Source organism: Chloroflexota bacterium (genome assembly GCA_011322445.1).
GTDB lineage: Bacteria > Chloroflexota > Anaerolineae > Anaerolineales > DRMV01 > DRMV01.
Genome location: DRMV01000021.1, coordinates 85,418 through 97,045, shown reverse-complemented (window position 1 = coordinate 97,045; position 11,628 = coordinate 85,418). Strand labels below are relative to the sequence as shown.

Here is an 11,628-nt window from a genome sequence, read left to right as displayed (position 1 = left end):
GTGGAGCGCACCCTAAGTTGGCTGGTGAAACGCCGGAGTGTACGCACCCGTTGGTGCAAAAAACCGGAAAACTATTTGGCCTTTGTGTTATTCGCTGCTGCCTCCATTGTGCACGATTTGGCTTTTTTCGGATAGACTCTTAGTATACAGCAAACCTCCAGGCCCCAACGTGCACGGGGCGAGGGGGGCACCAACTTATTGCGCTGCTCTCCCTCTCCGGCTTGCCACCCATGCGTTTCAGGAAAACTTGACCTCCCCCCACCCCTCTGGTAAAATTCAGCCCGCTCGCCCCCATCGTCTAGTGGCCCAGGACGCGGCCCTCTCAAGGCCGAAACCGGGGTTCAAACCCCCGTGGGGGCACAGTTACATAGGCAACATTTCAGCCACCTCATCAAAAAATCCCCCTCATAACGAGGGGGATTTTACATTGTTCACGATACCCACCGCCTCAGCAAGCGCATTCACCTTCTCTATCAGCGTCATTTTTTGCCATTCCACCCGGCTATATCTCCGCCGCGGATGAGGCGTCCTCGCTGCGCTCACCACGGCCTTCCCGTGGGGGCGCTTGCCGCCCTCGGCCTCGCGGCGCGCATTGGCAAGCCACTCATGCCACCCATGCGGGCGCGGGCGTTCCGGCTGCTTGGGCTTGGGCGTTTTTGGAGCATGTACTCTTTTAGCCATCCAACACCTCCGTTTGCGTTTCCGGCGCGGCCTCATACCGCGGGTCATACCAATTCACAACCTGCACATGCAGGTCGCCGTTAGCATCACATTCGGCGCGCACCACCGGGCTGACCGGCAACACCTGCTGCTCAACCTGCGCTACCTCATCCTCCCCGAGGGAGGAAAAATCAAAATCCTCGCTTGCCACGGCGGTTTGATTAGCGATTGTTCCATCCTCGTCTCGCTCAACATAGTACAGCGTAGCAGTAAGTGTACGCCCGCTCCACGCATAACCAAATGCGGCATCAGGCAAATTCGCTTGCGGGACTTTCGTAAAGTAAATCATCGCTTCCTCCTTCATGTCCACTTTCCAATAGCGATAATACCTGCGTTTCTTGCCGTAGAGGAAGTATTGTAAACGGCGACAGCAGTCGTTCCAGGAGGGTTGCTGTATAAATTCATTAGAGACCTATAACCAGATACAACAACGGTGGGAGAAGAGCTAAACGCAGCAGGATAAGTCCATGTCGCTGATGTACCATTGACAACATAGATGGGGTACACCCAGCAGATTTGCAAACCGCTCGGGAATCGTACGCATGTTCCAGTGCCAGAAATATAGGTTGGCTTCCCCGCTACACTCAGGGGGACAAACATTTCCGTTGCGGCATCATATCCGAGCGTCTCACCGTTAGCAATCCCGCTGACGTCCACATCGCTATGGCTTCCGAGGGTATGAGAAGCGGGGGCTGCCCCAACCTGGTCATAAGTCACCTGGTGGGGGTTGTTGGTGTCGCCCTCATGCGCTTGCAAGTCGGCTGCTGTTGCTGCGCCGATTTGAGCAGTTGTCACCTGATGGGGGTTGCTCGCATCTTCCAGGTGCTCGTCAAGCCCACTCGTCCATACCCGCCGGTCGGTAATGTCGCCCGCATCCAGGCTTTGCGCGTTAGCCGCCACATAGACCTCTGCCAACGGCAGATCTAAATTATCGTTGTCCTGCGCTGGGTTGGGCGCCGTCGGATTGGCAGCGGGGTCTCCTGTAATGACCATGCGCGTAAAACCACCGCCGCTTATGGACCGCCGCAAAACCACCAAATCAATACGCGGGTTTTGCGTATCTGGCGGCTGCAGCGTCAACGGCTTCGCACTCTCGCGCCGGCAATAAAACCCTCGCACGACAGCCACACCACCCGCCACATTCACCACCAGCCCCGATGATGCTGGTGTTACCTCAAACTCACCATACACACCTCGCTTCACGCCGTCGGGAACGCCGTGCATGTTGGGCTCCCACTCTTCCCATTGGGCCTCGTTGAGAATGTAGGAATTTTGAAACGGATAGTCCCAATCACTCATCATTCCACCTCACTTTGTTTCCAGAAGTCGCACGCGCTTGTCCAATGCCAGGCCGTTGCCCATCCACGCGGGGCTGTGCAAATTCATGCTTTCCACCAACGACAAATTGAGCACACGGCCCCCGTTGCGGTCATACTTTGCAATAATGCCCTTGACCATCATCTCGTGCACCCCATCAGGCAGGCTTACTGGGAACGTGTCACCGATATACCAGTCCGCCCGCCATCGTAGCCCGGGTACATTCTCGTTGAGCGTCACAGCATCCGCCGCCCAGCCGCCGCCGCGTGCTGCCAATGCCGCATACGCTCTTTGGCGAAGAGATTCCTCAGACGAAAAGCGGTTGTCATTCACGAAATCTTCTCGCCAGCCATAAGCCTGCACCAATGCGCTATTTTGCACCTGCACCAGCAATCTGTTTGTCCCCTCACCTGCCCCACCTGCTACCAATCCCGTCGCTTCAGGCACGGCAAACGACCAGGGCAACTTACTTACTGTCCCCAGTTCCTCGCTGAGTTCTATAGACCTTGCCGTTGGTTCCCGTACGACAAACTCGCCGTCGAACGACATCACAACGCCGCCCACCTGAGCAATATCGCTCAATAAATCCAGCAGGTTGTCGAAACGCGCTCGCGCCTCAACAGCATCGCCAACCAACGGATCTGCCGGCAGCGCCAGCCACTCGTAGCCATACCGCCGTGCTGGCAACGCCCCGCCCCCTACGTTGGCGGTCAAATAATGCAAGATAGCCGAAGACGCTTGCCCTACGAATACATCCTCTGCCTGGCTCGCCCAATTCCCTGTGGGCTCTGGCCACGCCCTGGCATCGGCAATACGCCCCATCTCATCCACCACCGTGAAAGTCGCTTCCTGCTCGACCTCACTGCCCTCCCCGCGAACACTCTTCACAAACAAGCGATGCACGATCTTGCCGTTGTCGTCTATGCCCTCGACAAGAGCCACAGCGGAGGGTGGAACGTTCAAGCCCGCCAGGGTGATTAGCCCGCGCCCTGCCGCGTGCAACTCGTACACAATTTGTGCCGTTGATACAGTCACTTCGCCGAGTCGCGCCCCCTCAACCGTCGGATACCACCGGATCATTTCACACCCCCAAATACTCGTCGGCGTACCACAATTCCGCCCGTGTGGCAACGGTTGGGTCTGTAGCAATGACAGAAATGTGGTTTTCCCCTCTCGCCAGCGGCCACAATGCGCCGCTCACATCACCCATCACAGAATTCCCGCTTTCGTCATACACCGCTCCTTCCCCTGGCCTGGTTGTAATATGCAGCACTTCCCCATCCCCCAGCGGATGGTTGATGTGCAGCGTCTTGCCTGTCGTAATGTTACGCAACTCCCACTGCCCCGCAGGGCCAGTCAACCGCCATCGCGGCCACGCCTCCGTCTCGCCGTTGTTTGTGACATTCACATCGGCCAGCGTGCTGCCAGCCAACACATAAAACGGGAAGCCCATCGGGTAGGCCAGCGGGCGTTCGTCTGCCACAAAGGCCTTATACACCTCCGAACTGCTCAGGAAAAACGGCCACGGCATCTTGAACATCAGCACACCCCGGTACTCACCAGGATACGCCTTCATTGTGTCCAGCCCGCCGATGTAATACGCGCGTCCCTGGCCAGAACGGTTGCGCTCCACCTTCAGCGTCCCCGCCGGTGTCGCCAGCGCCGCCACCACATCGTTCCATGCAGATCGTTCAACGGAAACCGGCAGTGTCACCGTCCGCGCCTTCCAGCGGTAGCCCGTGACATACGCGCCCGCGGCCTGCCCGCGTTGCACATCCTGCAGGCTCAAGGGCGGAGCGTCCAGCCCCCCCACGCCGCGCACAATCGTGACCGCCAGGCCATCGCCCATTTCCAGCACCACGCCGCTGTCATTCGTCCAGGTCACTTTCACCCTGGTACCTCCATGACGCCTAAAACACGCTGTGCATAAAGAAGGTTCATTAGCGCCTCAGCATCCAGGCCGGGCGCATTGATGACATTGTGTTGAGAATTGTAAATATTGCGCTGCGCAGCCATCCGCCCTTCATTGGCCCTGCTCAGCAAAGCAATATCACGCTCCCAAATTGGCAGTTCGTGCAGGCTCGAGGCATCCATCAAGGCGTTTTTGGGAAGGGCGGCAGCGTCGGATATACCCTTTGCCAGGCCCTCCATCCAATAGCGCCCGATTTCTGCAAATTTGCGGCTGGGACTATGCGTCCCCGTGATCAATCGGACAATTTCCAGCAGCGTACTGACGCTATCAGCCAACCAGTCCTTCATCCTCTTCCAAATACTTCTCATCCCGTTCCACAGCCCATTTATCAATCCTTCTCCAATTGCTCGGAGGTCGTCGGCAATATCAAGGGCTTTCTTGATTTCACCGATCTTGCTTTTTATGTTCCTGACGATGTTGCTAAACTTTTCTTCTACGGCATCGCGAGCGTCAGTCACAGCACGAGTAATCGCCTCTTTTGCCTCATCAAAGCGCTTTGAAATTACATCGTGCACTTCATTGACGAACTTTGTGACTTTGGCAACCCCATCGCCAGCGAGTTGTCCAATGCCCCGCAATATACCTGCAACCCAACTTCCGACAAACGTCACAATGGCATTCAACACTGTAACAAACACATTCAGCATGGCATGTAGCATATCAGGCACAATGGAGTGCCCTACCAACTCGTCATAGAGATTGACAAAGAAGCCTATCACGCCTTCCACAAAGCCGCTTACCAACCCGATAGCAGCGAAAAGCAAAGCATACAGAATACCCAAAAAGGATTCCGCAAGGCCGCTGAGAATCTCCACCACACCGCTCCACAATTGGCGAAGCGCCGCGAGCACCTCATCCCAACTTCCCTTGCCAAGGGCCGCTCGCACCAACGCCCATAATGCATTGACCGCTCCCGCTATCGTGTCTATCACCCCCTGAATAACCAAAGCCACACCGTTGAAAAGCAATACCAGGCCTGGCAACGCCCACGCGATACCCTGAACAACGCCCCTGATGGCCCCCACAATCACGCCAAGGGCGGCGAGTAACAACCCGCCCAGAAGCACCGCCACGCGGCGCACAATTTGCCCCAGACTGGTAAACGCCTTACGCAAATTTGCCACGGGCAATCCGGCGAGCAACGCCTTCGCCTGCAATAATTGCTTACCAATGGCGTCAAACGCAGGCGCTACAGTTTCCCAGATAGCCCTGCCGAATCTTTCCAGCACTGCCCACACACCAGCAAGCGTATTGCTCACAGCACTCGCCGTGCTTTTTACAACTTCCCGAATCCCACCCCAATCCTTTACCCAGGCTGCGGTCAGCAGCCCAATGAGGGCAAGAACCAATGTTACGGGGTTGACCAACGCAGCGATAGCCCCCGCGATCCCGATAATAGTTGAAACAATCGCCGCCGCTGCCAGGGCCGCGCCAATGGCGGCGATCGCCGCCGCGATGGCCGGGCCGTGTCGCTGCACGAAGGGAATGACCGTCCCCGTGATGAACGGCTCTGCCACGTTCCATAAGTTCGTTAGAGCGTCCCTGGCCATGGTCACGCCGTTCACGATGGCATCAAAGGCCGCCACCGCCCCGCTGCCCCCCACGCGTTCCAGCGCATCACGGAAGCGGCTGCCCATCAAGCCGCCCTCTCGCAGCCCATTCACCAACTGCCGGATGCCATCCATAAAGCCGAAAATGGCATTGCCCATTTCGTTGCCGAATACCTTCGTCAGATTATCGTGAATCTCGGCAAACGATCGGCTCCCTGTAAGCAGATCGTGGAACGCCTCCAGAACGGCTTCGATTTTGGTCGCTCCGGCATCCAGCGCAGGGACCAGTTTGCTCAACACCAGGCCAGCAAACGGCGCAAGAGCATCGCCTGCCTTTTGCAGGAACACAACAGCCCGTTGTTTCAACTGCTTCAACTGAAACGCCACGCTGGAAATGCCCTGCGTCTGTGCCCGAAAAGCCTCATCGGTCGCGCCCGCAGCGTGCTGCATGGCTTCCAGTTTCTCGGTGTACTGGTCGCTCAGGCCATTGGCTAACGCCAGGGCGAGAACCTGTCCGCGCACCTGGCCGATGAAATCCTGCAGCGGCCTGCCGCTCTTTTTCGCTGCCTCAACAATGGCCTTCATCGCTCCCCCAAAGCCCAACGATTTGAGCATGGCCTGACCGTTCGCGTAACCTAATTTCTGATACAACTTCGCCAACGCGTCAGTCGGCGCCATCAGCGCTGATAAGGCAGCCCTCATCTGCGTGCTCACCTCTGCCGCATTGCCCGTGACGCCTGTGGCCGTCGCCAGCACCGCAAACAGATCCTGCATCGACATCTGCATGGATGCCGCCAGCGGGGTCACGCGTCCGATACTTTGGGCCAGTTCTGGGAAGGTCGTTTGCCCCAACTGCACCGTCTTCAAAGCCAAATCGGAAACCTGTTGCACAGCCTTGGCGCTGATATCGCCATAAGCCTTGGTCACCGCACTCGTCAAATTGATAGCGTCTGTGGTCTGAGCCAGCCCCGCCGTGGCCGCTTTGGCGTTGATGGCCAGAATCTGCATGGCGTCGTTCACAGGGCCAAACGCTGAAACCGTCTGATACAGGCCGCCAGCCAGGTCGTCGGTCGTCTTGCCCATCTGCACCGACAACGCCTGCAACTCGCCCTTCCACTCGCTGACGTGCGCCGCAGCCTCGCTTCCCAGCGAAGCCACATTCGCCATCGCCGTGTTCAATTGATTACTGGCATGTAATGCCAGCCCAGCCCCTGCAGTAACGGCGGCTCCCAAAGCCCCTACACCTATCAGTGCCGTCTTGAGCACCTTGCCAATACCGCTGATGGCTTTAGAAAACGCCGCCTTGCCCATTTCGCCAGCGCGTTGCAATTCCATAGCCACCCGCTTTTTGATGAGCTTCAGCGTGGCCGCCATTTTCTTCAAATCAATCAGTATCTCTACCTCGGCTTTACCCAGTTCCATCTGGCTTCTCTCTCACGAATCGCACACCGATACCCGCCGCCTGCAACACTGCCGGAGGCACAACACGCCCACGTTTGGCGGGCTCTGCCAGCGGCGAAATTCTCCGCAACAACCTTTCGGCATCATGTGGCTTACCCAGCGCGGCGGCGATACCCAAAGCCACAGCCAACACAAAATCGGCGCGGGCCTCCTCGGCCAGCATACCTGCGGCTTTGTACTCCCGCGCCGTTTTCAAAGTTCCCGGCGGCATACCCAGCCACAACGCCGCCCTCGCTTCTATTGCCGCAAAGATTCGCGCGACCTCCGAGATTTTCCCTCCGCTTTTGGGGCAGACGACAACCCCTCAAGGTACTCACTCAAAATATTGCCATACCACCCCAAAAAGCGAAGCGCCCGCATCACACTAATATCTTCCGGCAGTCCCGGAGCAATAGCCCGCGCCACATCGCGAATTTCAGCCGCCAATTCATCCGAAAACGAAGCGTTGTCCTCGTCAAAATCGCCTAACGACGCCAACCTATCCAATACCTCGGGCTCCATATCCGCCGGATGAGGCACTTCAATCTGCCGCCCATCCAAATGCACAACCAACGGTTCAATACCTTCGTCAAGTTTCAAAACTTTAGCCATGCTTCATCTCCTTATTGCGCCGGGGCATCCTGATATTCCACCACACCAAAGCGCATTGTCGGATCGGCGACGTTCAAATCTTCCAGCGCATGGAACTCAACCGGAATCACCGTTTCCTTATCCTTCTTGAATTCCAACCCTACCTCGCCGCCGAAATACCCACGCGGTACATAAAACTGCCCCGGATAGTCTCCATAAGGTGAACTGCCGCGAAACAGAATGGCAAATTCCTTTACCTCGCCGCCCAGATACAGCCCCATGTTTCGGGTACCAATTACTCCGGTTTGAGGCGGATTGTCGTTCACAGTCGCGCCGCCAATTGCAACCGAGAGGTTCTCCAGCGTTGCCGCCACCAACTTAGTGGCGATCGTCATGCTCTCATCCGTCCGAGTCGCCTTGATAGGCCCCGTGCGCTGGTCGCTCTTGTGCTCGGCAATGCTCTGCGACTTTGTAGCCGTCACCCCATCCTCAGTTTCGCCCAAATACACCCATTCGCTCCCCGGCTCAGCCGCCAAATCGGGCTTAGGCGTGTTTGCAGGGGCAACATAAATTGAGCCTACTCCAACTAAAATCTGATAAGCGTCCATAGTTACTTATCCTCCTCCTTCAAAATGTCCACGAAACCGTCTTTGGCCAGGCTCTTGGCAAGTTCGGCGGGAATTTCCTTCACCGCCCCCGGCCCGCCGATGCCGCCCACACCGCGGAAGGGCCGCACGCGCACCCGTACCAAATCGGGTTTGGCCACGGCCTTGTCTTCACCCATCGCAGGGGCGGAAACGGCCTTTTCTTCGGCCGCCACGGCCTTCCCCTTGTTCTCCATCTTCTTCGTGTCTTTCATGGTAATGCCTCCTCAGCATACATCATCGCCACCGGATACACACCCAGCGGCATTTTGAGAACCTCGTCATACGCAGGCCACAGGCCTATATCGGGCAAAAAGTTGTACACCAACGCTTCGCCTGCCGTCGTACTGACCGTAAAGCGCTCTCGCCGCTCCATTTGCGCCAGAAGCAACGCGAGGTTGCTCACCTCAGCATCCGTGGGGGCATACAGCCGCACATTGACCCTGCAGCGTCCCACACCGGGCGCATCCCGCCACTGCCTGTCCAGCGTCACCACGACACCCGAAGCACCCACCGGCCAGGCATCGCCGTAATGATGCCTGGTGGCCACCCGGCCTTCCGCCGCCGCGCCCAGAACGCCGCCGGTCAGATAGGCCACAATCACTTCCACAGGATCTATGAGCGCCATTTCAACCCATACTTCCCTGCAACATAAGGGGCGTCATCTTTCATCACCTTTGCCAGCGCCAGCCGCATAAACGCATACCCGGGGAACGACTGGTGCCCAAACTCCACAAACGGCGCATAGCGCACCCCTGTGCCCGCTTTGACGCTCACCTGCAGGCGGCCCAGGTCGACTTTGGGCTTTTCAGCGTGGATATCCCGCCGCATGGTGCCGGTGCGCACCCCGTGGGGTGGGTCTTTGGTCAACTGTCGCTTGGCATCGCGCACAACACGCTGGTCAAGTTCCGTGGCCATCCCTCTGGCCGCGTCCAACATCAGCGCAATCATCTCCTTGTCACGCCATGCAAGCCACTTCACCCTACTGCCTCCACAAGGGCTGCCACATGGTGTTGCGTACGCGCCCGCCGGGGCAATACGCCATTAACCTCAAATCGTTGCGGCATCGCCGAGCCGCCCTCGTCAAACACCGTCACCCGGTCGCCCACGTCTATCGTCGTGCCCTCAGGCAACAGCAGGCGGTACTTCCCTGCTGCCGTGGCATCCGCCGCCACCCCCTGCGCGTCTCGCATCTGGCGGCTTACCAGACGACAGTCCACGGCGTCGCCATCCACCCATGCATAGATAGGGTTCCCGTGGGCATCCGTTTCGCCCGTGGGCGCCCGGTGTCCGATGACGCACGAATGGATGAAATGCACGTAAATGCTCATCTCAGCCTGCCGCCACGAACCGCAGCCGCCGCAAGATCTTGCGACGCTCCCTTTCCCAGTCCGGGGCGGAGTAACTGTATTCCCCGCCCACGGATTCCTGCTTCTGGGCTGTGCGCTCGATATCAAGCCGTACCAGGTCAATGACGGCCTGCTTCCATTGTTCACGGTCATCAACGGGCTGGAAAACCACCACAACGCGCGGCTCCCAACGGCCGCCCGCCCGCTCCAGCAGGCCCTCTTGCGGCCAGACCATGTACTCCGCATCGTCCAATGCTCTTCCGTCGTCAGCGGGCGTAGCATAAACCGTCACGCTCACCACCTGGTTGATTCGTCGCGGGAGCGGGAGATACTTCCCGCCGCCTGGCAGGGTCAGCGTGATGTCTTCGTCTTCGGCATATGGCCCGCCAATGATGGCCGCTATCTCCGCCTCCACGCGGTTGATCACTGCCTGCAAATCGGTGTCGCTCAGCACCTTTGCCGCGGGCACTAACAACCGCACTTCGTTTACAGAGGTTACGCTCACAGGGATACCTCCTCCCCTTTCGGGCGGCCCCCGTAGGGCAGAGGCCGCCCTGCGAAAGGAGAAAGGTGAAGCAAACAGCGATTACGCCTGGCTGCCGACTACAGTCCACGCCGGGCTTTCTTGCGTGCCTGTGTTGATGTAGAGCACGCCATTGGCCGTGTCGATAAGCAACGCGCCTTTCATGGCTGTACCGGCCATGGTCGCACCGTCCGTCGGCGCGCCGTCGTTCAGATACGGCCCATAGCCTGGGATTTGCGTTCCGCCTTGGATGATGCTCATTTCGTCACCTCGCTCGGCTAAATGCCGGTCACCTTGCAGAACGCGCTCGCGCGGTAGATAGCCAGCGCAATGCGCTCATCGGCGCGGATAGCCTGCTTGCCGTTGGTGAAGAAGTCGGCATGGCTGTCGGAAACCTTGATCGTCACGCCGCGCTTGCGGAACAGTTCGGCGTAAAGAGCGAAATCGCCCAAAAGCGCAGTATTCTCCACAATGGCCGTGGTGATCACCGCAGGCAGGCCCCACACGCTTTCCGGACCGCGCTCGCTGGGATTGCCCCAGATGTACAGCCCGTCGGTGGTGCGCATCAGGCGGATATCCTGCCAGTCGTTGGGGTGGATTACCAGCGCTGTCGGCTCAGCGAACCCGCCGGAGCGCACTAAGGTCATCGCCTTGTAAATGGCATCCGGCACGGGGTCGGAACCCAGCGCTTGCGCCTGGACGCCTGTCTTGTTGAGGAAACCGGTCAGATTCGGCGCGGTGCCGTTACCGCTCAGCAACTGGTCTTCCTCGGCCAACCGCAGCATCAACAGCAAGCGGTTGTCAATCAGCGACTGCACCTGGGGGGCGTCTTCCATCTGCTCGTCGGTCACCGGGATGAAGGTGGAGATCTTGCGCACGGTCTCGCTGCGCTCGGTATATGCCAGCGCGCTCTCGGGGTAAGCCCCACCTTCAGCGGTCGGCGCGGCGGCGTTGGTGAAGGTGGTTTCCTCCATGTAGACGATGGCGCTCTGGTCGGTGGTCGTCTGCGGAATCAGGTCGGCCACGGTCGGGCGGCGCACTGCGTAGCCCACCACGCGCCCGGTGCGGGTCGTCTCCGGAGCGAACCCTGCGGTCGTGGCCATCGTGGCCTTGGTCAGCATGGCCTTCATGTCCACATCCGGAAAATCCGCCAGGATGTCCCGGCCGCGTCCGCGTTTGGCATACGCCGGATGCTTCACAAACAACTCGCCCAGCGTCAAGGGGGCTTGCTTCGCCTCGCCGCCGCCCACCAGCGGCAAATCGACCTGCGCGCGCTGCGCCTCCTTGATTTCACGCACCAGCGCCTGATAGGTGCTGTCCACCTGCTTGGCCTCTTCCAGTTTCTTCCGCAGCCCGTCCAGTTCCTCGTTCAGGCTCCGCACCTGTTCGATTTGCTCAGGCGTCATCTGGAAGCCGTCGTCGGTCTTGGTCTTGTCGAAAATCTCCATCAGCGCATCGCGCTTGGCATCCAGTTCTTCCTGGATGGCTTTCACACTCAGTTTGTCGGTCATGGTCAACTCTC

Annotated in this window: 15 protein-coding genes and 1 tRNA gene; 1 reads left to right on the top strand and 15 read right to left on the bottom strand. The window is 58.6% G+C overall.

Annotated elements, in window-relative coordinates; all coding sequences use genetic code 11:
- The first annotated feature begins 287 nt into the window (after positions 1 to 287).
- Positions 288 to 360 (top strand) — tRNA-Glu (locus ENJ54_04350).
- A 45-nt stretch (positions 361 to 405) separates the two neighbouring features.
- On the opposite strand, the gene ENJ54_04345 is transcribed toward ENJ54_04350, so the two are convergent.
- The 15 genes from ENJ54_04345 to ENJ54_04275 all read right to left on the bottom strand — a co-directional run bounded on the left by ENJ54_04345 (position 406) and on the right by ENJ54_04275 (position 11,617).
- Positions 406 to 681: a hypothetical protein gene (locus ENJ54_04345; protein ID HFC09076.1), complete on the bottom strand. Its 276-nt coding sequence runs from the start codon at positions 679 to 681 to the stop codon at positions 406 to 408.
- A complete protein-coding gene (locus ENJ54_04340) occupies positions 674 to 1,009 on the bottom strand; it encodes a hypothetical protein (protein HFC09075.1) in 336 nt (111 codons plus the stop codon). The genes ENJ54_04345 and ENJ54_04340 overlap by 8 nt, the downstream gene beginning before the upstream one ends.
- Before the next feature lie 11 nt (positions 1,010 to 1,020).
- Positions 1,021 to 2,019, bottom strand: a complete 999-nt coding sequence (locus ENJ54_04335; GenBank protein ID HFC09074.1) for a hypothetical protein — start codon at positions 2,017 to 2,019, stop codon at positions 1,021 to 1,023.
- Positions 2,020 to 2,028: 9 nt separating this feature from the next.
- Positions 2,029 to 3,117 (bottom strand): hypothetical protein, encoded by a 1,089-nt coding sequence (locus ENJ54_04330; protein ID HFC09073.1) that lies wholly within the window; start codon positions 3,115 to 3,117, stop codon positions 2,029 to 2,031.
- A 1-nt stretch (position 3,118) separates the two neighbouring features.
- Entirely contained in the window at positions 3,119 to 3,928 is an 810-nt protein-coding gene (locus ENJ54_04325) for a hypothetical protein (GenBank protein HFC09072.1), read from the bottom strand.
- A complete protein-coding gene (locus tag ENJ54_04320) occupies positions 3,925 to 6,981 on the bottom strand; it encodes a phage tail tape measure protein (protein HFC09071.1) in 3,057 nt (1,018 codons plus the stop codon). Before ENJ54_04320 ends, ENJ54_04325 begins: the two co-directional genes overlap by 4 nt.
- Before the next feature lie 276 nt (positions 6,982 to 7,257).
- Complete coding sequence (locus ENJ54_04315; GenBank protein ID HFC09070.1) at positions 7,258 to 7,611, bottom strand: hypothetical protein; 354 nt, start codon at positions 7,609 to 7,611, stop codon at positions 7,258 to 7,260.
- An 11-nt stretch (positions 7,612 to 7,622) separates the two neighbouring features.
- Positions 7,623 to 8,198: a hypothetical protein gene (locus ENJ54_04310; GenBank protein HFC09069.1), complete on the bottom strand. Its 576-nt coding sequence runs from the start codon at positions 8,196 to 8,198 to the stop codon at positions 7,623 to 7,625.
- A gap of 2 nt (positions 8,199 to 8,200) precedes the next feature.
- Positions 8,201 to 8,449: a hypothetical protein gene (locus tag ENJ54_04305; GenBank protein ID HFC09068.1), complete on the bottom strand. Its 249-nt coding sequence runs from the start codon at positions 8,447 to 8,449 to the stop codon at positions 8,201 to 8,203.
- Positions 8,446 to 8,862, bottom strand: a complete 417-nt coding sequence (locus ENJ54_04300; GenBank protein ID HFC09067.1) for a hypothetical protein — start codon at positions 8,860 to 8,862, stop codon at positions 8,446 to 8,448. Before ENJ54_04300 ends, ENJ54_04305 begins: the two co-directional genes overlap by 4 nt.
- Entirely contained in the window at positions 8,850 to 9,215 is a 366-nt protein-coding gene (locus ENJ54_04295) for an HK97 gp10 family phage protein (protein HFC09066.1), read from the bottom strand. The genes ENJ54_04300 and ENJ54_04295 overlap by 13 nt, the downstream gene beginning before the upstream one ends.
- The gene (locus ENJ54_04290; GenBank protein HFC09065.1) at positions 9,212 to 9,565 is read right to left on the bottom strand and encodes a hypothetical protein; all 354 of its coding nucleotides are present in this window, start codon (positions 9,563 to 9,565) and stop codon (positions 9,212 to 9,214) included. The genes ENJ54_04295 and ENJ54_04290 overlap by 4 nt, the downstream gene beginning before the upstream one ends.
- A gap of 1 nt (position 9,566) precedes the next feature.
- The gene (locus ENJ54_04285) at positions 9,567 to 10,088 is read right to left on the bottom strand and encodes a hypothetical protein (GenBank protein ID HFC09064.1); all 522 of its coding nucleotides are present in this window, start codon (positions 10,086 to 10,088) and stop codon (positions 9,567 to 9,569) included.
- Between the two features lie 81 nt (positions 10,089 to 10,169).
- Positions 10,170 to 10,367 carry a hypothetical protein gene (locus ENJ54_04280; GenBank protein ID HFC09063.1) on the bottom strand — a complete coding sequence of 66 codons (198 nt, stop codon included), beginning with the start codon at positions 10,365 to 10,367 and terminating at the stop codon, positions 10,170 to 10,172.
- 17 nt (positions 10,368 to 10,384) lie between these two features.
- Positions 10,385 to 11,617 (bottom strand): phage major capsid protein, encoded by a 1,233-nt coding sequence (locus tag ENJ54_04275; protein ID HFC09062.1) that lies wholly within the window; start codon positions 11,615 to 11,617, stop codon positions 10,385 to 10,387.
- Positions 11,618 to 11,628 lie beyond the last annotated feature (11 nt).